Origin of the sequence: Bradyrhizobium sp. AUGA SZCCT0222 (genome assembly GCF_018130205.1) — a bacterium.
Classification (GTDB): Bacteria; Pseudomonadota; Alphaproteobacteria; order Rhizobiales; family Xanthobacteraceae; genus Bradyrhizobium.
Window position 1 is genome coordinate 181,720 of sequence record NZ_JAFCLX010000009.1, and the last position, 26,494, is coordinate 208,213.

Sequence of the window (26,494 nt, forward strand, 5' to 3'; positions counted from 1 at the left end):
CTCGGTGTCGTCCCGGCCTTGAGCCGGGACCCATACCGCGTGATCTCTCCATGGGGCACACTGGCCGACACCTTCCGCAAAACCAAAGCCTGTGGTTATGGGTCCCGGCTCAAGGCCGGGACGACAGCGAATGTGCGTCACCTACATCGTCGCGCCAATCACCCACGGTGCAAACTCGGCGCCGCCGAAATCGAAGCTCTCGCTCTTGGTCGGCTGGCCCGATGCGGTTTTCAGCATCAGCTCGAAGATGCGCTGGCCGCATTCCTGCACGGTCTCCTGGCCGTCGAGGATGGTGCCACAATTGACGTCCATGTCCTCTTCCATGCGGGTGTACATCGGCGTGTTGGTCGCAAGCTTGATCGAGGGCGCGGGCTTGCAGCCGAACACGCTGCCGCGGCCGGTGGTGAAGCAGACCAGATTGGCGCCGCCCGCCACCTGCCCGGTCGCCGCGACCGGGTCGTAGCCGGGCGTATCCATGAACACAAAACCCTTCTTGGTGACGGGCTCGGCGTAGTTCAGCACGTCGACCAGATTGGTGGTGCCCGCCTTGGCCATCGCGCCCAGTGACTTTTCCAGAATCGTCGTGAGGCCACCGGCCTTGTTGCCGGGGCTCGGATTGGCGTTCATCTCGGCGCCTTCCCGCGCCGTGTATTCATCCCACCAGCGCATCAGGCCGACCAGTTTCTCGCCGACCTCACGGCTGACCGCGCGGCGCGTCAACAGATGTTCGGCGCCGTAGGTTTCCGGCGTCTCCGACAGGATCACGGTGCCGCCATGACGCACCAGCAGATCGCTCGCAGCGCCCAGCGCCGGATTGGCTGACACGCCTGAATAGCCGTCGGAGCCGCCACATTGCAGGGCCACGGTTAGTTCGCTGGCGGGTACCGGCTCGCGCTTCACTTTATTCGCGTCGATCAACGCCTCGCGCACAAAGGCGACGCCGGCTTCCACGGTCTTGCGGGTGCCGCCGACTTCCTGGATGTCCATCGCGCGCAGACGGCCCGCGAGCTTCTGCTCCTGCATCAGCCCGCCGATCTGGTTGACCTCGCAGCCGAGGCCGAGCACCACGACGGCCGAAAAATTCGCATGCCGCGCATAACCGCCGAGCGTTCGCCGCAGCAGCGCCAGCGGCTCGTCCTGCGTCATGCCGCAGCCGGTCTTATGCGTCAGCGCCACCACGCCGTCGACATTGGGGAAATCCGCGAGCGGATTGTCGCCGGTGAACGGGTTCTTCTTGAAGATGTCGGCGACCATGCCCGCGACATGCGCGCTGCAATTCACCGAGGTGAGGATGCCGATATAGTTGCGAGTCGCGACACGCCCGTCGGAACGGCGAATGCCTTCAAAGGTCGCGGGCAGATCGAAATTCGGCGTCGGAATAACGTCGACGCCGAACGCGTAGTCCTTGGCAAAATCGCCCATACCGCAATTCTGGGTGTGGACGTGCTGGCCCGGCGCGATCGGAATCGTCGCAAAGCCGATGATCTGGCCGTAACGCCGCACCGGCTCGCCGGCCGCAATCGGCTTGATCGCCACCTTGTGGCCGGCGGGAATCCGCTCGACCGTGGTGACGCCCTCGGCCACGACCATGCCCGCCGGCAGGCTGGAACGTGCAATCAGCACGCCATCATCGGGGTGCAAGCGGATCACGGGGGCTGGGGCCATGGCAGGTCTCCTGGCTATCTCAAAACGATCGTGCCCCGGATGCTGGTGATCCGGGGCCCATGTCTTACCACAACAAATCGGTCCCGGCTCTGCGATGCACCGCCAAAGCAGCGCTGCATCGCGTCCGGAACACAAGAGCTTACGCCTTGCCGGCTGAATCCTTGCGGGTCTGGTTCACCTGCATCTTGGCGTAGGTCGCCATCAGGCCGCTCTCGTTGGACAGCGTCACCAGCTTGAAGCCCATGTTGATCGCGCGCACGGCACCTTCGGCGCCCGAGCAGTGGATACCCGCGTGAAGACCGCGCTTGCCGCATTCCTTGATGATCTTCTCGTAGATCTTGAGGATTTCCGGCTCGTCGCGGTCGAGCTTCGGCACCAGGCCGTAGGAAAAGCCGAGATCGGAGGGGCCGATATAGACGCCGTTGATGCCCTCGACATCGAGGATCGCTTCCATGTTCTCGACCGCGGTCTTGGTCTCCATCATCGGCAGCAGCACGATCTCGTCATTTGCGGTCTGCTGATAGGTGCCGGCGGAACCGTACATGCCGGAGCGGATCGGGCCGTTCGAACGCGTGCCCTTCGGCGGATATTTCGCGTATTGAACCAGGTTCCGGGCTTCCTCCGGCGTGTTGATCATCGGGCAGATCACGCCATAGGCGCCGCCGTCGAGCACCTTGCCGATGATGCCGGGCTCGTTCCAGGGAACGCGGACCATCGGCGTCACCGGGTGACCGTTCATCGCCTGGAAACACTGCACCATCGACTGATAGTCCTGCACACCGTGCTGCATATCCACGGTGACGCTGTCGAAGCCGCATTGCGCGATCACTTCGGCCGAAAACCCTGACGGGATGGCCAGCCAGGCGTTGACGACGGCCTTGCCTGAAGCCCAGACTTTCTTGACGTTGTTTGTAGTCATTGATCGCGTTTCCTTTTGTGATCGTTGCAATCGGTGGATTTCACTGAACAGCTGAGCTCACCGCCCGCTGGATACTGACCTCGCTGACACCGACCTCACGGGCGGTACTGACGATCGCTGCCCAGGTATCATCCGGCAGCGGCACACCGTTGCTGGTGCGGTCGGCACGCATTTTCTTCTCGGGATCGCCGGGGATCAGCACGGCGTCAACGCCTGAGATCGGCTTGGTGTCCCGGATGAAGTCGACATAGCGCGAGATTTCGCCGTCGAAGAAATTGCTGGTGTCGATCACCTTGGGATCGACATAGATCGCGAGCATGCCGTTGGCGAATTGCCGGTCCGCCGAAGTAGCACCAGTGCCGGTCAACGCGCCGCCGAGCAGTTCGCAGATAAAGGCGAGCCCTGAGCCCTTGTGCTCGCCGAACGCGCGGATCGCGCCGGTACCCTTGGTGTGATCGCGCGGGCCTTCCGCGCTGTGCGGCCCATACAGCACGGCCGGGTCTTCATTCAGTGTGCCGTCGGCATCGACCAACGCACCCTCTGGCAATTTCTTGCCGCCGCGGCTCGCGACCAGCACCTTGCCTTCGGCGACGACCGAGGTCGCAAAATCGAGCACGATCGGATCCTGGCCCTTTCGCGGAATGCCGACGCAATAGGGCGCGGTCGACAGCCGCTTCTCGACGCCGCCATAGGGCGCGACCAGCAGCGAGCCGGCGGCGTTGACGAAATGCACCGAGACCAGGCCTTCGGCCGCAGCCATCTCCGCCCAGTCGCCGACGCGGCCGATATGGCCGGCGTTACGCAGGGCAATCGCGGCGAGCCCCGCCTTCTTGCATTTCTCGATGCCGAGCCGCACCGCCTGCGGCGTCACGGTCTGTCCGTACCCGAACTTGCCATCGACGACCGCAAGCGAAGGCGTATCAACCACGACTTCGACGGTCTGATCGGGAACCACCCTTCCCATTTTCTTCCAGCTGACATAGAGCGGCACCCGGATCACGCCGTGGCTGTCATGGCCGGTGAGATTGGCTGTGGTCAGGTAAGTCGCGATGCGCCTTGCTTCTTCGGCGGAGGATTCCGAACGGGAAAAGACCTCGGCAACGAAATCGATCAAATTGCTGACTTGGATCGTGACCATGTCTGGAGTTCAGCCTGTTCTTCGTCTGCGGTCCAGCCGCATCATCCCGCGACGAAACCGCTAGCTCCCGCACCGGTTTTCACGACCAGCTTGGCTGCACTTTGAGCGAAAAATGGCGCGCGTGTCTATGGCCTCAGTCGCACTCGGGCAATGATTGCAATCATTTGCCTGGCCGCTATGCGTGGCGCCGGTAGCATCATGCAAATTTGTGCTCACTCCTCGATCTCGCCGCTTTCCTCGCCTGCCACTTCCATGGCCACGAGGCAGCGTTCCAGCACGCCCAGCATGTCCTGCAATTCGGCAAGTTTGCGGGCACCATATCGGCTGGTGATTTCGGCGTAGATCGCTTCCGAGGTCGGCGCCACCGCCTCGATCAGTTTCAATCCCTTGGCTGATATCGACACCACGGCGCGGCGCAGATCGGCCTTGGCCGTACGGCGCTCGATCAACTGGCGCGCTTCGAGGTCGCGCAGGATGCGCGACAGGCTTGGTCCCAGCAGAAACGCGACACGCGCCAACTCGGTTACTTCAATGGCATCCACGGTGGTGAGCGCGCGCAGGATCCGCCATTGCTGTTCGGTCAGGCCGTGATTGCGCAAGGAGGGGCGGAACTGCCGCATCACGGCTTCGCGGGCGCGCAGCAGCGACATCGGCAGCGAACGCGAGAAGTCGCGCATCGGCGCGCGCCGCGCCGTCTCGGCCGCTTCGGTGCTGGATTCCGTCTGCGATTTCTTCCGTGCCATCCGCCAATCGTCCGCCATCAGTAATGTTGATCAAAGGGAATAAAGTTTTGCGGTGCAGCAAGCGCTAATTCGGTTTGATCGATTTCACTTAACATGTTAATCATCTGCCGGCACCATCTTTTTGCTGAGAGCATATGGCCCTTTCCACCGACCAGATTCGCGCCGCCGCCGAGCGGCTGGACCATGCGGAAAAGACCCGCACGCAGATCCGGCAGATTTCGCTCGAACACCCCGCCATCACCATCGCGGACGCCTATGCGATCCAGAAGGCGTGGGTCGAGATGAAGATCGCGCAGGGCCGCATTGTCAAAGGCCACAAGATCGGCCTGACCTCAAAGGCGATGCAGAGCGCGCTCAATATCAACGAGCCGGATTCCGGCATCCTGCTCGACGACATGTTCTTTGCCGATGGCGGTCTCGTGCCATCGGACCGGTTCATCGCGACCCGCGTCGAGGCCGAACTTGCGTTCGTGATGAAGACGCGGCTTTCGGGCCCCGACTGCACGATGTTCGACGTGCTCAACGCCACCGATTTTGTGGTGCCGGCGCTGGAAATTCTCGATACCCGCGTTGAACGCGTCGATCCGCAAACCAAAGCGACGCGAAAGATCTTCGACACCATCGCCGACAACGCCGCCAATGCCGGCATCGTGCTCGGCGGCCGGCCTATCCGCCCGATGGACGCCGATCTGCGCTGGATCGGCGCGCTGTGCTTCCGCAACGGTCAGCTGGAAGAGACCGGGCTTGCCGCGGGCGTGCTCAACCATCCCGCAACCTCCGTGGCCTGGCTCGCCAACAAGATCGCGCCCAATGGATTGGCGCTGGAAGCGGGGCAAGTGGTGCTGGCGGGATCCTTCATTCGCCCGATCGAAACCCGCAAAGGCGACACGATCCAGGCCGACTATGGTCCCTACGGCTCGGTGAGCTGTTACTTCGCTTGATATTTTTGCGAGAAACGCTGGAGTACCGACATGCCGCATTTCACGATCGAATACTCCGCCAATCTCGATGCGCGCGTCGATATGGGTGCGGTAGTGGAACTGGTGCGCAAGGCCGCGGTTGAAACCGGCATCTTTCCGCTCGGTGGCATCCGTGTCCGCGCGATCAGATGCGAGCACTACGCGATCGCCGACAACAGGCAAAATTACGGCTTCCTCGACATGGTGCTGCGACTCGGTGAAGGCCGCGATCTTGCCACGCGAAAGAAGGCCGGCGAGCACATTTTCAAGACGCTGTCCGCCCACCTCGATCCGGTGTTCAAGGAAACAAAATTCGCGTTGTCGTTCGACATGCAGATCAACGACAAGGAAACCAGCTGGAAACGCAACAACATCCACGAAGCTTTGAAGGTGGAGACGGTCAATGGATAAGGTCACCCCGAAAGACGCGTTTCAGGCCAATCGCGACCGCGCAGCTCCCCTGCTCGCGAAACTGAAGGCCGAGGGCATCGGGCACATGATCGATGGCAAGGTGGTGCCGTCGACATCAGGGCAAACTTTCGAGACCAAATCGCCGGTCGATGGCGCGGTGCTGGCCTCCGTCGCGCGTGGCAGTCCTGATGATATCGACCGCGCCGCCACGGCGGCGTCGCAGGCGTTCAAATCCTGGCGCGACATGCCGGCTGCGACGCGCAAGAAGCTGCTGCATCGCGTCGCCGACGCCATCGAAGACCGCGCCGACGATATCGCCGTGCTTGAATGCATCGATACCGGGCAGGCCCACCGCTTCATGGCCAAGGCGGCGATCCGCGCCGCCGAGAATTTCCGCTTCTTCGCCGACAAATGCGCGGAGGCGCGCGACGGGCTCAACATGCCGAGCGAGGAACACTGGAACATCTCGACCCGGGTGCCGATCGGCCCGGTCGGCGTCATCACGCCGTGGAACACACCGTTCATGCTGTCGACCTGGAAGATCGCGCCGGCGCTCGCCGCCGGCTGCACCGTCGTGCACAAGCCCGCGGAATGGTCGCCGGTGACGGCTGACCTCCTTGCAAAACTGGTAAAACAGGCCGGCGTGCCCGATGGGGTGCTCAACACTGTCCATGGCATCGGCGAAGAGGCCGGCAAGGCGCTGACCGAGCATCCCGCGATCAAGGCGATTGGGTTCGTCGGCGAGAGTTCGACGGGTTCGGCGATCATGGCGCAGGGCGCGCCGACGTTGAAGCGCGTGCATTTCGAGCTCGGCGGCAAGAACCCCGTGATCGTGTTCGACGACGCTGATCTGGACCGTGCGCTCGATGCGGTGGTCTTCATGATCTACTCGCTCAATGGCGAGCGCTGCACCTCGTCGAGCCGGCTGCTGGTCCAGCAGGGCATCGCCGAAAGATTCATCGAAAAGCTGACGGCGCGGGTCAAGGCGCTGAAGGTCGGCCATCCCCTCGATCCCGTCACCGAGATCGGCCCGCTGATCCACGAGCGGCATCTTGCAAAAGTCTGCAGCTATTTCGAGGCCGCGCAGAAGGACGGCGCGACCATCGCGGTTGGCGGCAAGCCGCATGACGGGCCCGGCGGCGGGCATTATGTCCAGCCGACGCTGGTCACAGGTGCGCATTCGAAGATGCGCGTCGCGCAGGAGGAAGTATTCGGCCCGTTCCTGACCGTGATTCCGTTCAAGGACGAGAGAGACGCGATCGAAATCGCCAATGGCGTGCAGTACGGCCTCACCGGCTACGTCTGGACCGGCGACATGGGTCGCGCGCTGCGCGTCGCCGACGCACTGGAGGCCGGCATGATCTGGCTCAACTCCGAAAACGTCCGCCATCTGCCCACCCCGTTCGGCGGCATGAAATCGTCCGGCATCGGCCGCGACGGCGGCGATTATTCGTTCGACTTCTACATGGAAACCAAACACGTCTCGCTGGCGCGCGGGACGCACAAGATTCAGAGACTGGGAATTTAACAGTCACCGTCGTTCCGGGATGGTCCGAAGGACCAGACCCGGAACCTCGAGATTCCGGGTCTGGTGCTAGCGCACCATCCCGGAATGACGAAGCCAATCAGGGAAACGCCATGCCGGTACCTACACATATCTTCGATCCACCGTTCAACATCATCCGCTCCAGCCACGCCGTGCTCGACGTGACGGATTTGAACGCCAGCAGCGATTTCTACGAGAAGACCGTCGGCCTCCATGTCGAGGACCGCGACGACAAGGCGGTCTATTTGCGCGGCGCCGAAGAGCATCAGCATCACTCGCTGGTGCTGCGCAAGGCACAGGCGGCGGCGTGCAACCGGCTCGGCTTCAAGGTCGGCAATGACGGCGATCTCGACAAGGCCGCAAGTTTCTTCTCGGAGAACGGCATTACCTATGCCTTCGCCGAGCAGCCGTTCCAGGGCCGCACGCTGCAGTTCACCGATCCCTTCGGCTTCCAGATCGAACTCTATGCGACAATGGAGAAGCGCCCGCACCTGCTGCGGCGCTACGACCTCTACAAGGGCTGCCATCCGCAGCGGCTCGATCACTTCAACGTCTTCGCCGCCGAAGTTCAAGGCACCGTCGATTTCTACGCCCGGCTGGGTTTCCGGCTGACCGAATATGGCGAGGAGGACGGCCCGAACGGACGCATCGCGGCAGCCTGGATGCACCGCAAGGGCAACGTGCATGATTTTGCCATCACCAACGGCAAGGGCCCTCGCCTGCACCATTTTGCCTACTGGGTGCCGACGGCGATGAACGTGCTGCATCTCTGCGACGTGATGGCTTCCAGCGGCTTCCTGAAAAATATCGAGCGCGGCCCCGGCCGCCACGGTATTTCGAATGCGTTTTTCCTTTACATCCGCGACCCCGACGGCCATCGGCTCGAACTCTACACCAGCGACTACTTTACCGGCGATCACGACCATGAGCCGCTGCGCTGGTCGCTCAGGGATCCGCGCCGGCAAACGCTGTGGGGCGCACCGGCGCCGCGCTCCTGGTTCGAGCAGGGCTCGCCCTTCACGGGGCAAGCCGTGCGCGAACCGGCATTCGTCGCCGACGTCACGATTGCGGATTAGGACACCCAGATGACCTCACCTCGCCTCGCGACCTATTCGATCGGCGGCGTCACCAAATACGGTGCCGTCACCGACACCGGCATCATCGATCTCTCCGCGCGCTTCGGACAAGAATATCCGACGCTGCGTGAAGCCATCGCCGCCGGCGCGCTGATGAAATTGACCGAGGACGCCGCAAAGCGCACACCGGATCATGCGCTCGACGCCATCACATGGCAGCCGCCGATCCCGGCGCCGGAGAAGATCATCTGCATCGGCGTGAACTATCCGGACCGCAACGCCGAATACAAGGACGGCCAGGACGCGCCGAAATTCCCCAGCATGTTCATACGCACGCCGCGCTCCTTTGTCGGCCACAACGCGCCGCTGGTGCGTCCGCGCGCGTCAGCGCAGCTCGATTACGAGGGCGAACTGGTGCTGGTGATCGGCAAGGCCGGCCGTCATATCAAGGAGAGCGACGCGCTGGATCACATCGCCGCCGTCACGCTGTGCAATGAAGGCACCATCCGCGACTGGGTGCGGCACGCCAAATTCAACGTCACCCAGGGCAAGAATTTTGATTCCACCGGCAGTCTCGGCCCGTGGCTCGTGCCCTACACCAGTGAATCACAAATCGCGGATATCCGCCTGACCACAAAGGTCAACGGCGAGACGCGGCAGGACGACCGCACCTCGCGGCTGATTTTCGGCTTCCGCTATCTCCTCAACTACATCTCGACCTTCACCACGCTGGTGCCCGGCGACGTTATCGTGACGGGAACGCCGACCGGAGCCGGCGCGCGGTTCGATCCGCCGCGCTACCTCAAGCCCGGCGACGTCATCGAGGTCGAAGCCGAAGGCGTCGGCGTGCTGCGCAATGGTGTGGCCGACGAAGCCTGATTGATCCTTGCAATGATGGAACAGTGACATGACTTCAACATCCGGCGGCGAAGCGATCGTCAACGGGCTCGTCGCGCACGGCGTCGATACCGTGTTCGGCCTGCCCGGCGCGCAGGTCTACGGGCTGTTCGACGCCTTCCATCAGGCACAGTTGAAAGTGATCGGCGCGCGGCACGAGCAGGCCTGCGGCTATATGGCCTTTGGCTATGCGCGCGCCAGCGGACGGCCCGGCGTCTTCAGCGTCGTGCCCGGCCCCGGCGTGCTCAACGCCGGTGCGGCGCTGCTGACGGCGTTCGGTTGTAACGAGCCGGTGCTATGCCTGACCGGCCAGGTGCCGACGGCGTTTCTCGGCAAGGGCCGTGGCCATCTGCACGAGATGCCGGACCAACTCGCAACGCTGCGCACCTTCGTGAAATGGGCTGATAGAATCGAATATCCCGACGACGCCCCGGCGAAGGTGTCGCGCGCGTTCCAGGAAATGCTGTCGGGGCGCCGGGGTCCGGTGTCGCTGGAAATGCCGTGGGACGTATTCACGCAGCGCGCGCAGGTGGCAAGCTCGATCCCATTCGATCCCTTCCCGGCCCCACAGCCTGATCCTGATCGTATCAAAGCGGCGGCGGCGCTGGTATCCGGCAGCAAGCGGCCGATGATCTTTGTCGGCAGCGGCGCGATCCACGCGCGCGAGGAAATCCTCGAACTGGCCGAAATGATCGATGCGCCCGTGGTGGCGTTCCGCAGCGGCCGCGGCATCGTCTCCAACGCGCACGAACTCGGGCTGACGATGGCGGCGGCCTACAAATTGTGGCCGCAGACCGATTTGATGATCGGAATCGGAACGCGCATGGAATTGCCAGCTTCGGGATTCCGATGGCCGTTCCAGCCGGCCGGCCTGAAGTCGATCCGTATCGATATCGATCCGTCGGAAATGCGGCGGCTGACGCCGGACGCCGCCGTGGTCGCCGACGCCAAGGCCGGTACCGCCGATCTGGTCGCGGCGGTGAAAAAAGCCGGTTACAGCAGGACCAACGGACGGCGATCCGCGATCCGCGAAGCCACCGCCGCGGCGCATCAGGAGATCCAGAAGGTCCAGCCGCAGATGGCGTATCTGAACATCCTGCGCGAGGTGCTGCCGCCGAATGCCATCGTCACGGATGAGCTGTCGCAGGTCGGCTTCGCCTCCTGGTACGGCTTTCCGATCTATGAGCCGCGCACCTTCATTACCTCAGGCTATCAGGGCACGCTCGGTTCGGGATTCCCGACCGCGCTCGGCGCCAAGGTCGCGCATCCGGACCGGCCGGTGGTCGCGATAACAGGCGACGGCGGCTTCATGTTCGGCGTGCAGGAACTGTCGACCGCCGTGCAGTTCAAGATCGGCGTAGTGACGCTGATCTTCAACAACAACGCCTACGGCAATGTGCGCCGCGACCAGCGCGAACGCTTCGACGGCCGCGTGGTGGCGTCCGATCTCGTCAATCCGGATTTCGTCAAGCTCGCGGAATCCTTTGGCGTCGGCGCGGCGCGCGTCACCTCGCCGGACCACTTCCGCGCCGCGCTGGAAAAGGCGCTGGCCGATGGCGGGCCGTATGTGATTTCGGTGGAGGTGCCGACGGATTCGGAAGTAAGCCCGTGGACATTCATCCATCCGGCGAAGCCGTGATTTCGTCATTCCGGGGCGCGCGAACGCGCGAACCCGGAATCTCGAGATTCCGGGTCTGGTCCTTCGGACCATCCCGGAATGACGGCGGATGGAGTCTAAATCCTTCTCTCCTGCAGACTACGCTGCATTCGCGAAGCCGCGATCACCACCAGGCCCGCCCCCGCGACCGCCCAGCAGGCAACCGGCGCCCAGTGCAACAGTGGCGCGTATTCCGGCAGCTTTTGCAGGCCGCCGGCGACCGCCGCCATCCGCGCAAAGGTCGCCAGTGCCAGCGCTGAAAACATCAGCCCGATCACCTTGCCCTCGGCGCCGGTGTCCCCGATCGCCAGCGCCGCCGATACCGCGCTCATCAGCATGCAACCCCATGCCGCGCCGGCCACGAACTGCGCGACAATAAGGATGTTGAGGCTGTTAGACAGCTCGGCGGTGAGCACCGCCAACGCACCGAACAGGCCGGCCGCGCCCATCACGACCAGCCCGCCGCGGTGCTTGACCACGACGCTCGCCGGAAACATCGCGATGTTAAAGCCGATCCAGAACACCGGCAGCAGCCACTGCAACTGATCTTGCGTCGTGAAACGCAGGAAGAACGACGAGCTGTTGAGGCTGAAATGCAGTTGATAGCCGAGCGACAGGATCACCATCGACGCGATGAAGAACATCGGGATCGTGCTGAGCGCTTTGGGTGGGACCGCCTTCTCGCTCGGGGCGGGCGCTTGCGCCGCAGCGTCGCGCTCGACCTTGGACAGCGCGAGTGTGGTGAGCAGCAGGACGACGCCCGAGATCAGGAATGGCAGCCGTGGATCATGGTTGCGCAGCACCGTACCGAGATAGGGCGAGATCGCGCCGGCCAGGCCGTAACCCAGCATCGCCAGCGCCGCCAGCAGCTGCACCTGTGACCGCGCGCGATGCTTGCCGAGCAGCGTCAGCGGCGGTGCACGCAACGCCGACGACGTCACGACCCAGATCACGATCAGCACGATGAACCAGGCCTGCGCGCACGGACCCGTGCCGGCCACGAACGGCAACGCCACGAACGCCGCGCAGGAGATCGCGGTCAGGATGCCGACGAAGACGCCAAGACGGCCGATGAAGGGCGCGATCCTGTCGGCCGCAATTCCCATCGCGGTGTCGGTGATGGTGAAGATCGCCTGATCGAGCATCAGGATGAAGATCACCATGCCGGGTGCGATCCCGACCTGCGCTGCGAGCTTCGGCAGATAGATGACGTAAGTGGTCCAGCCCAGCGTGAAGATCAGTTGCAGCACGGCCAGATAGATGCCGGTGCGGCTGGCGCCCGCGCCGCTGCCGGCTTTCGCCTCAATGGTCGTCATATTTCGCTCCCCGCCCGGCGGAGAGCATAGACCATACGAAACTTCGATGGGAAGCCGGCGTCAGCGCGCTTTTCGAAAAGTCAGATTGATGCGCTGGCGGCCCAATACAGCGTGTTCGCCGTCGGTCAGCGGCGCCACGCCGTGAAAAAACAAGCGCGACGGCCCGCCCCAGACCACGACGTCGCCATGCACCAGCCGAAACCGCGCCGGCTTGTCGCTGCGTTTCAATCCGCCGAACAGGAAGATCGCCGGCAGCCCGAGCGACACCGAGACGATCGGCGCGGCAAAATCCTGTTCGTCCTTGTCCTGATGCAGCGACATCCGGGCGCCCGGCTCGTAGCGGTTGATCAGGCAGGCATCGGGTGAAAAGTGTTCGAAGCCGCCCTCGGCCGCCGCTTCGGCGGCCAGTTCGCGAAACACCGCGGGCATCGCCGGCCACGGCTGGCCGGACTCGGGATCGATGCCGTCATAGCGATAACCGGTGCGGTCGGTGACCCAGCCGGCATTGCCGCAATTGGTCATCGCCACCGACATCTGATGACCGCCCGGCGTCGACATATGGCGGAACGGCGCCTCTGCCACGATCTCGCGCAGCGCCGGAATCAGATCGGCTTCAAAGCGCAGCACGAAGCCGCGCAGCAGCACGGCGCCGTCGGCCATCGCTTCCCGCGACGGCTGCACATCGGCGATGGCGTCGAACAAATCTGCAGTCAATTCGCTTCGCACCCACATGGCGTGGTGAATTACTTGGCGTCGTGAAAGATCACGCCGACGGTATGACGATGACCGGACCGGATCTGGCTGACGCCATGGCGCAGATTAACGCGATAGAACCCGCGCGTCCCCTGCACCGGGCGGTGATGCACAGCAAATGCCACCGCGTCGCCTTGTGTGAGCGGCACCACCTCGGGCCGCGACTGCATCCGCGGCCGCTGCTCGGTCAACACGAATTCGCCGCCGGTGAAATCACGCCCCGGCTCCGACAGCAATATCGCGACCTGCAGCGGGAACACATGCTCGCCATAGAGATCCTGATGCAGGCAATTATAGTCGCCGGGCCCATATTGCAGCAGCAGCGGCGTCGGCCGAATTTGCCCCGCGTCATGGCAGCGCTTCAGGAACGCCTGATGCGCCAGGGGATAGCGGATATCGATGCCCATCGTCTGGTTCCAGCGATTGGCAATGCCGCACAGCCGCGCATACAGCGCCGGGCGCAGTTCCGCGATCAGGTCGGGCAACGGATAGGAGAAATATTTGTATTCGCCGCGCCCAAAACCGTGACGCCCCATCACGATGCGGCTGCGGAATTTTGTGTCATCCGGATACAGCGCTGCGATCGCCCGGCATTCGTCCGGTGACAGCAATCCCTTCAGCACGGCGCAGCCCTGCCCGTCGAGATCGGTCGTCGCCTGCGTCCAGTCGATGGCCTCGACGCGGGCGGCGATGTCGGGGGACAGGCGATGGTCGGCGGTTTTTGCGGTTGCTTTCATGGAGGACAGTTTCGCAGAGCCGTACGCCTTAAGCCACCCGATTTCCGATAACTCCATCCCCGTCATTGCGAGCGCAGCGAAGCAATCCATCCCGTCGCGCGAAGAAAGAATGGATTGCTTCGCTGCGCTCGCAATGACAAAAAGGCGGCAGTCTATCCCAGCACCGGCAACGCGATCACATCATAGCCGTGGCCGATCTTGCGCTTCAGCACCGGGTCCTCCAGTTCGAACTCGAACCGGCTCGCCGGACGGATGCCGCCTTTGGCGGCAAAAGTGCCACCGAACATCGCGCAGCCGTCCGGCAGCCCTTTGCCGGCAAAGCCGCGGTCGATCAGGTCCTTGACCGGCAGCATGCCATCGAGCGTGCCCTCCTGATACAGCACCTTCTTGCCGTCGATGACGGCCCAGGAGCGCAGGATCATCTGGTCCCAGTGACCGATCACGTCCTCCAGCTCCCACAGCACGGAGGCCATCGGCTTGTCGCACATCTGTTTTGAAACCGTGACGCTGTAGGCTTCCACCTTGCGATCGGTATGGTCGGAGCCGCAGCCGACAAGGATGCGACCCTGCCAGCCGATCAGCACGAACTCGACCTCGCCGCTGGAATCGCCGCCGCTGACTTCGATGCTGTCAGTGGTGGTGATCCGGCACGCGGAGACACGGTAGTAAATCGGCGTCGAGGCTGGCCGCGCGATGCCGATCGCTTCCAACTCGGCAATGTGCTTGTCGCGCGCCACCGGATCGCGCCCCGTCCAGCCGGCAATCACGGCCTGATCGATCGCAAGCGTCAGCGGCGTCGGCGCGCCCTTGTCCTGAACAGTAAAGGTAAGATCAACCACGGATGACATTCTCCATTCCGGCCGCGAGTTCAAAGATGCAGCGATCTCTTCCGCCCGCTCCCGCGAGCATGAGCCCGACCGGCGCCTCGCCTTCGCGATGCGCGGGCAGCGAGATCGCGCAGCCGTCGAGCATGTTGATCAGCGTGCAATTGCGCAAGGCGCGCAGGTTTTGCGTCGCGAACGCCTTGTCGTCGGCGAGGTCGGCGATGACAGGCGGAGTGTTGGCCGTGGTCGGCATGACGAGCGCGTCATAGGGCGCGATGCGCGCTTCGGTGTGCGCGATGAACGATTTTCGCGCGCCGAGCAGATCGATATAGTCGGCCGCACTCATGCCTTCGCCGCGCAGGATGCGGACGTGCACGCGGGGATCGTAGACGTCGCCTTTGCTCACGATCAGATAGCGGTGCCACGCATAGCTTTCCGACGCCGCAAAGCCGCCTTTGGCGTTCATCGCGCCGACATCGAGGAATTCCGGCACCTCGATCCGTTCGATCAGCGCGCCCTGCCGCGACAACGTTTCCAATGCGCGCTCGAACGTCCTGGCGACCTCGTCATCGAGATCATCGAGCGCGACCGTGGTCGGCACCGCCAGCCGCATGCCCCTGATAGGGCGCGGCTGCAACACCGGTAGCTCAGGCTCATCGGCCAGCACGGCGTCCATCGTCGCGCAGCACTGCACCGTGCGCGCCAGCGGTCCAAAACTGTCGAGCGAGAAGGACAGCGGCACGCCGCCGTCGAGCGGCACGCGGCGCTGCGTCGGCTTGAAGCCAACGATGCCGTTGAACGCCGCCGGAATCCGGCAGGAGCCGCCGGTGTCGGTGCCGAGCGCGCCATGGGCCATGCCGTCGGCGACCGAGACCGCCGCACCCGAGGAAGAGCCGCCGGGCACGTGACCGACGCTGCGGTTCCAGGTGCTTTTCGGCGTGCCGTAATGCGGGTTGATGCCGATGCCGGAATAGGCGAACTCGGTCATGTTGGTGCGGCCGATCACGATGAAGCCGGCCCGGCGCAAACGCGCCACCACCGGCGCGTCGGCTTCCGCCGGCATGCAATCCTCCTCCAGTGCCCGCGAGCCGGCGCGGGTCACCTGCCCCTTGATGTCGAACAGATCCTTGATCGAGACCGGGATGCCGGCAAACGGCGACGGCACCGCATGCGCCTTGCGCAGCCGGTCCATCGCGTCCGCTGCACCAATGGCGCCTTCCTTGTCGACATGGATGAACGCGCGTGACCCCTCACCCGAGGCGTCGGCGATTTTGGCGAGACATTCCTCGACCAGCTTGCGGGCGGAGGTCGCTCCGCTGTCGAGATCGGCGGCGAGTGAGGCAAGTGTTGTTGTGTTCGGCATGAGTTTCTCTCGCTGCTTCTCTTTGCTTGGCTACTTGTCGTCCGATCCTGGCTCAATGTCGAGATCGAGCAGGGCCGAGCTCAACGATTTTCCGTGGGCATCCATCGCCAGCGAACGGGTGACGCCGCCGCCGAGCGCCTGCGTCATCACGAAATTCAAGGCCGACAGATTAGGCAGCTCGTAGCGAACCACTTCGCCCTCGACGACCCCGGCGAAATGCGCCTTCACCCGTTCGCTGGTGACCTGCTCGCGCAACAGCGGATAATGCTTCGCGTCATAGGCGATGACGGAAATATTCGCCGTGTTGCCCTTGTCGCCGGTGCGGGAATGGGCGATCTCGCGCAGCTTCACCTCACGCCCCCACGAAACGAACTTGGGGCTTTGCCAGTTTGCGGGGCAATAGCACCGATGCCACCGCAACGACATCGCGTGCGGATTTCCAGGCACCGCCGCCGGCTGCCGGGCCGTTGGTATAGAGCGTTTCGACCTCGTTGCCGATCCTGACTGCCTCGCGCAGATTTTCCGTGCGCCCCGCGACCCGAACGCGCACTTCATAGGGCTCGTTCGCGCGGTTCGAGACTTCCGCGCCATGCAGGGAATCGACGCCGACCAATTCGAACCGCAACTCGCTGGATTCCACGCCCGTCAACTTCAGCCGTTCGCGCACGATCTCCAGCGCAAGCCGGCCGCGCGCCAGCGCCCCCGGGCCGGCATAGGAAATCTGCCCTTCACCGATATAGCTGTCGACATAGCCGACCGAGACTTTCAGCGTCTCGGTTCGCTTGTGGCCGCGCCCGCCGCTGACGCGCACACGATCGGGCCCGATCTCCTCAATGGTCACTTGCGAAAAATCCGCGACCACGTCCGGCTGGAAATACTGCCGGGGATCGTGCACCTCGTAGAGCAGCTGCTCCTTGCAGGTCCGCGCCGTCACCGCGCCACCGGAACCCGCAACCTTGGTGATGACAAGGCTGCCGTCCTCACTGACCTCGCCGATCGGAAAACCGAGCCGCGCCAGGTCCGGAACATCCTTGTAACCGGGATCGGCAAAATAGCCGCCGGTGATCTGGCCCGCACATTCCAGCAGATGCCCGGCGACGGTGCCCTGCCCAAGCAAGTTCCAGTCGTCCATCGCCCAGCCAAAGGCGTGGATCATCGGCGCCAGGAACAGCGCCGGATCGGAAGCCCGCCCGGTGATGACGATATCCGCGCCCGATTTCAGCGCCTCTGCCATCGGCTCGGCGCCGAGATAGGCATTCGCCGACAGCAGGCGGTTACCGAGCTGCTTGATGGTGCCGTCGAATTCCATGATCGGCAGATCGCCGTCCTTGCAGGCATCGAGCACGTCGTCACCGACGATGGCGGCGATCTTCAGCGAGGACAGCCCAAGCGACTTCGCGATCTCGGCGGTCCGGCGCGCGGCAGCCTCCGGATTGGCCGCACCCATATTGGTGACGATCTTGATGCCTTTGGCCCCACAAACCGGCAGCACAGCCCGCATCCGCTCTTCGAGCAGCGGATCGTAGCCGCCCTCCGGGTTTTTCATGCGCGCCTGCTGCGCCAATGCTACCGTGCGCTCGCCGAGGCACTCGAACACCAGGTACTGGATGTCGCCCTTTTCGGCGAGTTCGACCGCGGGCTCGATGCGATCGCCCGAATAGCCGGCACCGGATCCTATTCGAATCGTTCGCACATCGTCTCCGTCATCGCGCGCATTCCGTGCGGCGCAATCACGAGCACCCTAGCGCGGGAAATCACTGGCATACAAGCGCCCTTGGCTTGGGGGAATGCGGCCATGCAACGGCATCGCTGGACCGTTGACGGGGAATGGTCAAATGTCGCATCAAGATTGAAACAGGCGGGCCCGTGCCCGACCCAGGGAGGAATGCCTGATATGGCAGAGCCAGCGCGCGCCAAACCGAAGCCGACCCCGGAAACCCAGCATTTTTGGGACGGTACTGCGGCCGGCGAATTGCGCCTGCAGCGCTGCGACGCCTGCGCCAACGTCTATTTCCCGCCGCGCCCGTTCTGCCCGTCCTGTGCCTCGCGCAAGGTCAGCGTGTTCAAGGCGAGTGGCAAGGCCAAGCTTTACAGCTATGTCATCAACCATCGCCCCGCCGCGCCCGGCTTCACCCCACCTTACGCGATCGCCGTCGTCGAACTCGACGAAGGTCCGCGCATGATGAGCAACATCATCGATTGCCCGCAGACGCCGGAGGCGCTCGAACTCGACATGAAGCTCGAGGTCGCCTTCGAAAAGCTCGACGACAAGATCACCCTTCCCCAGTTCCGTCCGGCGAAGGGCTAAGCCCATGCGCAGAAACCAGGTCGCCGTCGTCGGCGCTGCCGAGACCACCGAACTCGGCGTCATTCCCAACATGTCGCAGATCCAGCTGCACGCGGATGCGGCGCTCAACGCCATCGCCGATGCCGGATTGAAACTGTCCGACATCGACGGCATCGCCACCGCGGTGGAAACCCCGCAGCAGATCGCCCATTACCTCGGCATCAAGCCGACCTGGGTCGACGGCACTTCCGTAGGCGGCTGTTCGTTCATGCTGCATGTCCGCCATGCCGCCGCCGCGATCGAGGCCGGGCTTTGCAAGACCGTGCTGATCACCCATGCCGAGAGCGGCAAGTCGATGATCGGAAAACTGCCGCGCTCGACGCCGCCGGACAGCCTCAACGGCCAGTTCGAGTCCCCGTTCGGCGTGTTCGGCCCGCCCAGCATGTTTCCGATACCCGTGCTGCGCTACATGAAGACCTATGGCATCACCCATGAGCAGATCGCCATGGTCGCGGTGGTGCAGCGCGAATGGGCCGCGAAGAACCCGCGCGCCACCATGAAGGCGCCGATCACGGTCGAGGACGTGCTGAACTCGAAGATGATCGCCTATCCGTTCCGCATCCTGCAATGCTGCCTCGTCACCGACGGCGGCGGCGCACTGATCCTCACCTCGGCCGACCGCGCCAAGGATTTTCCGCAGAAGCCGGTCTATATCCTCGGCACCGGCGAGAGCGTGGAAACGCCGATGGTCAGCCAGATGGAGACCTTCAACTCTTCGCGCGCCTTCACGACGGCGGGACCGCTCGCGTTCAAGGAGGCCGGCATTGCGCACAAGGACGTCGATCATCTGATGATCTACGACGCCTTCGCGCATCTGCCGCTGTTCGGCCTCGGCGATCTCGGCTTCATGCCGCATGAAGAGACCGGCAGGTTCATCGCCGAGGGCAACACGCGCCCCGGCGGCAAGCTGCCGCTCAACACCAATGGCGGCGGCCTGAGCTACATGCATTCGGGCATGTACGGCATGTATGCGCTGCAGGAGAGCGTACGGCAAATGCGCGGCATCGCGCCGGCGCAAGTCAAGGACGCCAGGATATCGGTGTGCCACGGCGTCGGCGGCATGTTCGCGGCGTCGGGCACGATCATTTTTACGAACGAACGCTAACCACGTCCGTCATTCCGGGATGCGCCGTTTGGCGCAGGCCCGGAATCCATACTCCCGATCGTGGTTATGGATTCCGGGCTCGTCGCTTCGCTCCGCCCCGGAATGACGAAAGGCAATTCACACAGACAACAGGAGAACCACCATGACCAAATCACTGCAAGACAAAGTCATCATCGTCACCGGCGCGGGCCGCGGCATCGGCAGGGAGATCGCCCTGCTCTGCGCGGCCGAAGGGGCAAAAGTCGTGGTCAACGATCCCGGCGGCGCCGCCGACGGCGCGGGCAACAGCGCAGCTCCCGCCGAGGAAGTGGTGGACGAAATCAAGAAGCGCGGCGGCACGGCGGTCGCCAATTTCGAGTCGGTTGCGGAAGCGATCCCCGCGAGCAAGATCGTGAAGACGGCGACCGATCATTTCGGCCGGCTCGACGGCGTCGTCAACAATGCCGGCATCCTGCGCGACATGATCTTCCACAAGATGAGCGTCGAAGCGTTCGAATCCGTCATCAAGGTCCATCTGATGGGCTCGTTCTACGTCAGCCACGCCGCGGCGCGGCTGTTCCGCGAACAGGAGAGCGGCTCCTTCGTGCACTTCACCTCGACCTCGGGACTGATCGGCAATTTCGGCCAGGCCAACTACGCCGCCGCCAAGCTCGGCATCGTCGGCCTCTCGAAGTCGATCGCGCTCGACATGGGCCGCTTCAACGTGCGCTCGAACTGCGTCTCGCCATTCGCCTGGACCCGCATGATCGGCACCATCCCGACCGAGACCGAAGCCGAGAAGGCGCGCGTCGCGAAGATCCAGCAGATGGGACCGGAGAAGATCGCGCCGGTCTGCGCCCATCTGCTCAGCGACGACGCCAAGGACGTCACCGGACAGATTTTTGGCGTGCGCATGAACGAGATTTTCCTGTTCGGCCAGCACCGTCCGGTGCGCTCGGTTCACCGCAGCGAAGGCTGGACGCCCCAGACCATCGCCGAGCACGGCATGCCGGCGCTGAAGGGATCATTCGCCAAGCTCGATCGCTCGGCCGATGTTTTCACCTGGGATCCGATCTGAGCCACCAAGGTCAGCACTTTGTGAGGCGCGCGTCTTCGCGCGTCTCGAACCCCGAAGCCCGCGGCGATCCCTCCAGACGCCGCTGGCGCGGCCCCTCGAGATGAGGCGACGACTTCCGCGCCAAATACCATCCCCAGGTTGTTCGAGCGAAACTCGCCTGCTTTACGCCCAATTGCGGGCACATGATTTCCTTCCAACGAAAAACTGGGAGGAAAAAATGACAACTCTACCCCATGTACCTCACTCCACTGACGCCAAGGCGAACGGACTGGATCGCCGCGCGCTCTTGCGCGGTGCAACCGTGCTGGCCACCACGGCCGTGACCATGACAGCGGCCTCTGCGGCGAGCGTAGCGCCGTTAGGCCAAACGGGGGTCCCAACCCCGTCAACCGGCCCGCTGCCCCTGGGACCGCTACCCGGGGCCCGCTATCCGGATGCCCGCCTCGAGTCGATGAAAAAGAAGGGGGTTTCGTTCGGGCCTACCGGTTTCCCGGCCTTTGCCGGCACCATGGCCGTCGAGCGCGTCGCAACCGGGTTCCGCTGGGCCGAGGGACCGGTTTACTTCCCGGCCGGACGCTACGTGCTGTTCTCTGACATTCCCAACAACCGCATCATGCGCTTCTCGGAGGATGACGGTCACGTCAGCGTCTACCGCCAACCATCGATGAACTCGAACGGCAACACCATCGACCGGGAAGGACGCCTGATCAGCTGCGAACATAGCGGCCGACGGGTGACCCGGACCGAACTCGACGGCTCGATCACCATCATCGCCGACAAGTACAATGGCAAGAAGCTGAACTCGCCGAACGACGCGGTCGTCGCGGCCGATGGTTCGATCTGGTTCTGCGATCCGGCCTACGGTATCGGCGGCTTTTATGAGGGCATCAAAGCCGATGCCGAGCAGGACAAGAAGAATGTCTACCGGGTCGATCCGAAATCCGGCGACATCAAGATGGTCGTCGACGACTTCGTGCAGCCGAACGGCCTTTGCTTCTCGCCCGACGAGAAGAAGCTCTATATTTGCGACACCGGCTTCACCGACGGGCCGGACAACCCGTCGCATATCCGCGTGTTCGATGTGGATCTCGCGGGCGGAAAACTCTCGAACAGCAAGGTCTTTGCGGAGATGCCCAAGCCCAGCATTACCGACGGACTGCGCTGTGACACCGCCGGGCGTCTTTGGTGCTCCGTGGGTTGGGGCGATCCGAACGAGGACGGCGTGCGCTGCTACATGCCCGACGGCGATCTGCTCGGCAAGATCCACATCCCGGAGACGGTTGCAAACTTGTGCTTCGGCGGCATGCAGCGTAACCGGCTCTACATCTGCGGTTCGTCATCGCTCTACGCCGTTTACACCAGTGCGCAGGGCGCCATGAAGCCGTGAATCACCGCGGTCATTCCGGGGCGACGCGAAGCGTCGAACCCGGAATCTCGAGGTTCCGGGTTCGCGCTTGCGCGCGCCCCGGAACGACGGTCTCAACTCACCTCACCCGCTATTGCGCAATCCCGCCGAAACGCCGTTGATGGTGATCTGAATGCCGCGCAGCACCTGCTCGTCGGGGTTTTGTGCGCGGTGCTCCTTCAATAGTTCGACCTGCACATGGTTGAGCGGGTCGAGATAGGGAAAGCGGTTGCGGATCGAGCGCTCAAGCAGCGGGTTGCTCTGCAGCAGGCGCTCCTGCTGCATGATCTTCAGCAGCAAATCGATACAGCTATGCCACTCGCCGCGGATGCGCCCGAAAATGCTTTCGCGCAGCGCCACGTCAGGCACCAGTTCGGCATAGCGCGAGGCGATCGCGATCGAGCTCTTGGCCAGCACCATGTCCATGTTCGACAACAGCATCCGGAAGAACGGCCATTCGCGATAGAGCTCCTGCAGGAACGGCATGCCCTGCTCGGGATGTTCCGCAATCCAGGTCTCCACCGCGCTGGCAAAGCCATACCAACCCGGCAGCATCAGGCGGCATTGCGCCCAGCTGAACACCCAGGGAATCGCGCGCAGATCCTCGATCTCGCGGGTTTTCTTGCGTGAAGCCGGGCGGCTGCCGATGTTGAGCGTGGCGATCTCGTTGATGACGGTGGAGCCCCAGAAGTAGTCGGCGAAGCCCTCGGTCTCGTAGACCAGCCCGCGATAAGCCCTGAAGGCCAGTGCGGACAATTCCTCCATCGCCTTCAGATATTCCGGACGCGGCGCGCTGTGCTTCGGCTGCAGCAGGCTCGCCTCCAGCGTCGCCGCCGTCAGAATTTCGAGATTGTTGCGGCCGACTTCGGCGTTGGAATATTTGCTGGAGATGATCTCGCCCTGCTCGGTGATGCGAATCTGGCCGTTCACCGCGCCGCCGGGCTGCGCGATAATCGCGTCATAGCTCGGTCCGCCGCCGCGGCCGACCGATCCGCCGCGACCGTGGAACAGCCGCAGGCGGACGTGATGGCGTTCGAACACCTCGATCAGGCCGATTTCAGCCTTGTAGAGTTCCCAGCCCGAGGTGACGAAACCGCCGTCCTTGTTGCTATCGGAATAGCCGAGCATCACTTCCTGAATCGCTCCGCGACTGTCGACCAGTTTGCGGTAATCGTGCAGCGACAATATGCGGTCCATGATGCCGCTGGAGCCCTGAAGATCCTCGATGGTCTCGAACAGCGGCACGATGTTGATCGCGCAACGGCCCGAGGGGCGAACGAGGCCAGCTTCCTTCAGAAGCAGCGCGACCTCCAGCATGTCGGACACCCCCTTGCACATGGAGATGATGCACTGGGGGATCGCGGCGGAACCATAACGGGCATGCGCGTCGGCGGCCGCATGGAAAAGCGCGAGTTCGCCGATCGTTTCCTCGCTGTATTTCACAAAAGCCGACGTCAGCGGACGCGCATTGCCGAGTTCCTTGACGAGCAAGGCGATCCGCGCCTCCTCGTTCAACGCCAGATAGGACATGCCGGGCATCGCCGCGTCGATCAACTCCGCGACAGTGCGTTCGTGCACGGCCGAATTTTGCCTGATATCGAGGCTCGCGAGGTGGAAACCGAAGCAATCCACGGCCCGGCGCAACAGGCGCAATCGCCCGCGCGCAATCACGCCGGAATTGTTCGAGATCAGCGAGCGATAGAGGATATCGAGATCGGCCTTGAATTCCGCGACATCGGCGTAAGGCGCGGCCTCGCCGACCGCCGGGCGTCTGGTCTCCACGTCCAGCCGCGTCGCGGTCGCGGTGAGGCGCGCGTAGATGCCGGATACCGCAAGACGATAGGGCTCGCCGCTTCGGTGCGGCGACTTATCCGGCGAACGCTCCGCAAGGACACGCAAATCCTTGGAAACATCGGCCAGATGCGCCGCCATCGACAATTCGGCGCCGAGGAGATGCAATTCCTCCAGATAAAACCGCAGCACCCGGCTGGACTGCAATTTCAGCGTCCCGCGCACCACGTCGGCGGTCACGAACGGATTGCCGTCGCGATCGCCGCCGATCCAGCTTCCCATCTTGAGAAACGAAGCCAGTTCGCCCCTTGAGCTGTCGCCCTCGTTCAGCCGGTCCTCCAGCGCGCAATGCAGCCGCGGCACCTCATGCAGGAACGTGTAGTCGTAGAACGACAGGCCATTGGCGACCTCGTCGAGCACCGTGAGCTTGGTCCGGCGCAAGAGGTTGGTCTTCCACAACGTCAGCACCGCGCGGCGCAATTGCTCGTCGCTGGCCTCCACCTCATCGGGCGTCAGTTGCACCCGCTCCTTGCGGTCGAGCAGCGCGGCGATCTCCATTTCGCGGTCGATCGTGCTCTTGCGGCGGACTTCGGTCGGATGGGCCGTGAGGACCGGACTGACTTGGGCGCTTGCAAAGAACTTGCGCAGATCGGCGGCGCTGATGCCGGCCGTGCGCGCGTGCGCCAGGGTCTGGGCCAGCATGCTGGCGCGCGGCGCCCCGCCGGGCCCGGTCCGCGCCCGCATCTGGCGGATGTTGTTCTGGTCTTCGGCAATGTTGGCCAGATGCGAGAAATAGCTGAAGGCGCGCACGATCCGCACCGTCTGGCTGATCGACATGCTGTCGAGGATCTGTTCGAGCTCGCGCCGCGCCGGCTTGTCGTCGTCGCGATGGAACCGGATCGAGGTCTGCCGGATACGCTCGACCAGGCCGAAGACGTCGGCGCCTTCCTGGTCACGCACGGTATCGCCGAGAATGCGCCCGAGCAGCCTGATATCGTTCCTCAGCCGGGCGTCCTCCGCGTCTTCGACGCGGTTGGCACGGATCTCGGTTTCGGAAGGCACGGTCTGGGGTGACATGGTCGGCTACTCCAGAGGGCTTGCCCGGCAGTTCTGGAGTGTGCAAGTTTTTTGCCGCAGTGCAAGATAAAGATGGAGGCGGTGCAGAAACTAACCGACCTCATCCTGAGAAGCGCGCCCCCTAAATCCGCCGCCCTGCCCGCTCCCAATAGGGATCGCGCAGCCGTCGTTTGAAGATCTTGCCGGAATCCTCCCGCGGCAGGTTGGCCTGGATTTCGACGTGCTTGGGCACCTTGTAGTCGGCCAGTGACTTCTTCAGCTCGGCGCGGACCGCGCCGACGTCGAGCGTCACGCCCGGCTGCGGCTCCACGACCGCCATCAACGCCTCGCCGAACTCCTCGTCGGGAATGCCGAACACCGCGCAATCATGGACGCCAGGCACGGCGTGCAGTGCGGCTTCGATTTCCGCCGGGTAGATATTGACGCCACCCGAAATCACCATGTCGCGCTTGCGGTCGCAGATGAAGACGTAGCCGTCTTGATCAATATAGCCGACATCGCCCGAGGTAATGAATCCCTCGCGGTCGATCTCGGAACGCTTCTCCGGTTTGTTGTGGTAGGTGAAATCCGGATTGCCTGAAATCCGCGAATAGATTTCGCCGATCTCGCCCGGCGGCAGCACGCGCCCGTCATCGCCGATGAAGCGCAGTTCAGCGCCCGGCGATATCTTGCCGACGGTGCCGGGCTTCTTCAGCGCGTCCTCGGAATTGGCAAAGGTGACGGCGCCGGATTCGGTCGAGCCGTAGAATTCGTAGATCACCGGTCCCCACCATTCGATCATCGCGCGCTTGACGTCGGCCGGACAGGGCGCGGCGGCGTGAATGATATGCCGCAGTGACGACACGTCGTACTTCCTGCGCACTTCCTCCGGCAGCTTCATCAGCCGGATGAACATGGTCGGCACCATGAAGATCGTGTCGACCCGCTCGGTTTCGATCAGCCGCAGAAATTCCTCCGGCTCGAAGCGCGGCATCAATATCAGCGCGCCACCAAGGCGTCCGGCGCGCAGGCCGAACGAGTTCGGCGCGGAGTGATACAGCGGTCCCGGCAGGATCGTGCGCGCGCCCGGCTTGAGGCCGTAAATCATCGCCCGCATGGCTTCGGCGTTGGCAGACTGCGCCGGCGTCGGTGCAAAGCGGCGCACGCCCTTCGGGTGGCCCGTGGTGCCCGAAGTGTAGATCATGTTCTGCGGCTGCGGCACCACCGGCCCGTCATAGCGCGATTGTTGCTGGAGCCAGGATTCGAAGTCGATCGCGACATCCGGCGTTGCGAGATGATCGGGGTTGATCTTGTAGTTCGCCAGTATCTCCGGCGGCGTCGGCACGCTGAGCGCGGTGACGCCTGATGGAATCGCATCCCGCAGCTGATGCAGCATGTCGGCATGCGCGATCAGCACCGAGGTGCCGGAATCCTCCAGCACGTAGTTGATTTCCTCCGGCTTGAAGTGCCAGTTCACGGGCACACCGTAAGCGCCGAGCCGCATCGCGGCATAAGCGGCCTCGATGAAGGCGATGTCGTTGCGCATCAGCATGCAGACGCTGTCGCCCGCCTTGACGCCGAGCTGATGCAGGCCGCTGGCGATGCGGTCGGTGCGCTCGGCGACCTCGGCGTGCTCGCGCCGGCGCTGGCCGCTGATGATGCCGAGGAAGGGGGATGTTGTCATTGTCTCGTCCGATCTCTCGCCGGGTTTTAGTAAGCTGTCATCCCG

Annotated in this window: 23 protein-coding genes; 10 read left to right on the plus strand and 13 right to left on the minus strand. The window is 63.5% G+C overall.

Translation table 11 applies throughout. The features are described 5' to 3' along the window. Positions 1–141: 141 nt before the first annotated feature. The 4 genes from JQ629_RS10800 to hpaR form a co-directional block, all read right to left on the minus strand. Positions 142–1,665 carry a UxaA family hydrolase gene (locus JQ629_RS10800; RefSeq protein WP_212412631.1) on the minus strand — a complete coding sequence of 508 codons (1,524 nt, stop codon included), beginning with the start codon at positions 1,663–1,665 and terminating at the stop codon, positions 142–144. Between the two features lie 139 nt (positions 1,666–1,804). Then, the gene (locus JQ629_RS10805) at positions 1,805–2,584 is read right to left on the minus strand and encodes an HpcH/HpaI aldolase family protein (protein ID WP_212412632.1); all 780 of its coding nucleotides are present in this window, start codon (positions 2,582–2,584) and stop codon (positions 1,805–1,807) included. 40 nt (positions 2,585–2,624) lie between these two features. Beyond that, positions 2,625–3,722, minus strand: a complete 1,098-nt coding sequence (locus tag JQ629_RS10810; RefSeq protein ID WP_212412633.1) for a malate/lactate/ureidoglycolate dehydrogenase — start codon at positions 3,720–3,722, stop codon at positions 2,625–2,627. A 212-nt stretch (positions 3,723–3,934) separates the two neighbouring features. Next, entirely contained in the window at positions 3,935–4,465 is a 531-nt protein-coding gene (hpaR, locus tag JQ629_RS10815; RefSeq protein WP_212412634.1) for a homoprotocatechuate degradation operon regulator HpaR, read from the minus strand. Between the two features lie 134 nt (positions 4,466–4,599). Here hpaR and hpaH point away from each other — a divergent pair, with 134 nt between their 5' ends. From hpaH to JQ629_RS10845, 6 genes are all read left to right on the plus strand, one after another. Next, a complete protein-coding gene (hpaH, locus tag JQ629_RS10820) occupies positions 4,600–5,406 on the plus strand; it encodes a 2-oxo-hept-4-ene-1,7-dioate hydratase (RefSeq protein WP_212265496.1) in 807 nt (268 codons plus the stop codon). Between the two features lie 30 nt (positions 5,407–5,436). Further along, positions 5,437–5,835, plus strand: a complete 399-nt coding sequence (locus tag JQ629_RS10825) for a 5-carboxymethyl-2-hydroxymuconate Delta-isomerase (RefSeq protein WP_212412635.1) — start codon at positions 5,437–5,439, stop codon at positions 5,833–5,835. Beyond that, the gene (hpaE, locus tag JQ629_RS10830; protein WP_212412636.1) at positions 5,828–7,363 is read left to right on the plus strand and encodes a 5-carboxymethyl-2-hydroxymuconate semialdehyde dehydrogenase; all 1,536 of its coding nucleotides are present in this window, start codon (positions 5,828–5,830) and stop codon (positions 7,361–7,363) included. Before JQ629_RS10825 ends, hpaE begins: the two co-directional genes overlap by 8 nt. 110 nt (positions 7,364–7,473) lie before the next feature. Further along, positions 7,474–8,457 carry a 3,4-dihydroxyphenylacetate 2,3-dioxygenase gene (gene hpaD, locus JQ629_RS10835; RefSeq protein WP_212412637.1) on the plus strand — a complete coding sequence of 328 codons (984 nt, stop codon included), beginning with the start codon at positions 7,474–7,476 and terminating at the stop codon, positions 8,455–8,457. A gap of 9 nt (positions 8,458–8,466) precedes the next feature. After that, a complete protein-coding gene (locus tag JQ629_RS10840; RefSeq protein WP_212412638.1) occupies positions 8,467–9,336 on the plus strand; it encodes a fumarylacetoacetate hydrolase family protein in 870 nt (289 codons plus the stop codon). Positions 9,337–9,364: 28 nt separating this feature from the next. Continuing rightward, entirely contained in the window at positions 9,365–10,993 is a 1,629-nt protein-coding gene (locus JQ629_RS10845; protein ID WP_212412639.1) for a thiamine pyrophosphate-dependent enzyme, read from the plus strand. A 95-nt stretch (positions 10,994–11,088) separates the two neighbouring features. Here JQ629_RS10845 and JQ629_RS10850 read toward each other — a convergent pair whose 3' ends face one another. From JQ629_RS10850 to JQ629_RS10880, 7 genes are all read right to left on the minus strand, one after another. Next, on the minus strand, positions 11,089–12,327 hold the full coding sequence (locus JQ629_RS10850; protein ID WP_212412640.1) for an MFS transporter: 1,239 nt from the start codon (positions 12,325–12,327) through the stop codon (positions 11,089–11,091). Between the two features lie 60 nt (positions 12,328–12,387). After that, the gene (alkB, locus tag JQ629_RS10855) at positions 12,388–13,041 is read right to left on the minus strand and encodes a DNA oxidative demethylase AlkB (RefSeq protein ID WP_212412641.1); all 654 of its coding nucleotides are present in this window, start codon (positions 13,039–13,041) and stop codon (positions 12,388–12,390) included. A gap of 29 nt (positions 13,042–13,070) precedes the next feature. Continuing rightward, a complete protein-coding gene (locus JQ629_RS10860; RefSeq protein ID WP_212412642.1) occupies positions 13,071–13,817 on the minus strand; it encodes a 2OG-Fe(II) oxygenase in 747 nt (248 codons plus the stop codon). Between the two features lie 152 nt (positions 13,818–13,969). After that, positions 13,970–14,656 carry a DUF2848 domain-containing protein gene (locus JQ629_RS10865; protein WP_212412668.1) on the minus strand — a complete coding sequence of 229 codons (687 nt, stop codon included), beginning with the start codon at positions 14,654–14,656 and terminating at the stop codon, positions 13,970–13,972. Beyond that, positions 14,649–16,004, minus strand: a complete 1,356-nt coding sequence (locus tag JQ629_RS10870) for an amidase (RefSeq protein ID WP_212412643.1) — start codon at positions 16,002–16,004, stop codon at positions 14,649–14,651. The genes JQ629_RS10865 and JQ629_RS10870 overlap by 8 nt, the downstream gene beginning before the upstream one ends. Positions 16,005–16,034: 30 nt before the next feature. Further along, positions 16,035–16,355: an AtuA-related protein gene (locus JQ629_RS10875; RefSeq protein WP_212412644.1), complete on the minus strand. Its 321-nt coding sequence runs from the start codon at positions 16,353–16,355 to the stop codon at positions 16,035–16,037. A 1-nt stretch (position 16,356) separates the two neighbouring features. Beyond that, entirely contained in the window at positions 16,357–17,697 is a 1,341-nt protein-coding gene (locus JQ629_RS10880; RefSeq protein ID WP_212412645.1) for an acyclic terpene utilization AtuA family protein, read from the minus strand. A 201-nt stretch (positions 17,698–17,898) separates the two neighbouring features. On the opposite strand from JQ629_RS10880, the gene JQ629_RS10885 reads away from it, so the two are divergent. The 4 genes from JQ629_RS10885 to JQ629_RS10900 all read left to right on the plus strand — a co-directional run bounded on the left by JQ629_RS10885 (position 17,899) and on the right by JQ629_RS10900 (position 21,900). Further along, positions 17,899–18,312, plus strand: coding sequence for a Zn-ribbon domain-containing OB-fold protein (locus JQ629_RS10885; RefSeq protein ID WP_212033379.1), 414 nt, complete (start codon positions 17,899–17,901; stop codon positions 18,310–18,312). 4 nt (positions 18,313–18,316) lie between these two features. Then, positions 18,317–19,456, plus strand: coding sequence for a thiolase C-terminal domain-containing protein (locus tag JQ629_RS10890; protein ID WP_212412646.1), 1,140 nt, complete (start codon positions 18,317–18,319; stop codon positions 19,454–19,456). A 142-nt stretch (positions 19,457–19,598) separates the two neighbouring features. Further along, complete coding sequence (locus JQ629_RS10895; RefSeq protein WP_212412647.1) at positions 19,599–20,513, plus strand: SDR family oxidoreductase; 915 nt, start codon at positions 19,599–19,601, stop codon at positions 20,511–20,513. Positions 20,514–20,964: 451 nt separating this feature from the next. Then, complete coding sequence (locus JQ629_RS10900) at positions 20,965–21,900, plus strand: SMP-30/gluconolactonase/LRE family protein (RefSeq protein ID WP_212385741.1); 936 nt, start codon at positions 20,965–20,967, stop codon at positions 21,898–21,900. A 102-nt stretch (positions 21,901–22,002) separates the two neighbouring features. Here JQ629_RS10900 and ppc read toward each other — a convergent pair whose 3' ends face one another. Beyond that, positions 22,003–24,786: a phosphoenolpyruvate carboxylase gene (ppc, locus tag JQ629_RS10905; RefSeq protein ID WP_212412648.1), complete on the minus strand. Its 2,784-nt coding sequence runs from the start codon at positions 24,784–24,786 to the stop codon at positions 22,003–22,005. 121 nt (positions 24,787–24,907) lie between these two features. After that, positions 24,908–26,449, minus strand: a complete 1,542-nt coding sequence (locus JQ629_RS10910) for an acyl-CoA synthetase (protein ID WP_212412649.1) — start codon at positions 26,447–26,449, stop codon at positions 24,908–24,910. Between the last annotated feature and the right edge of the window lie 45 nt (positions 26,450–26,494).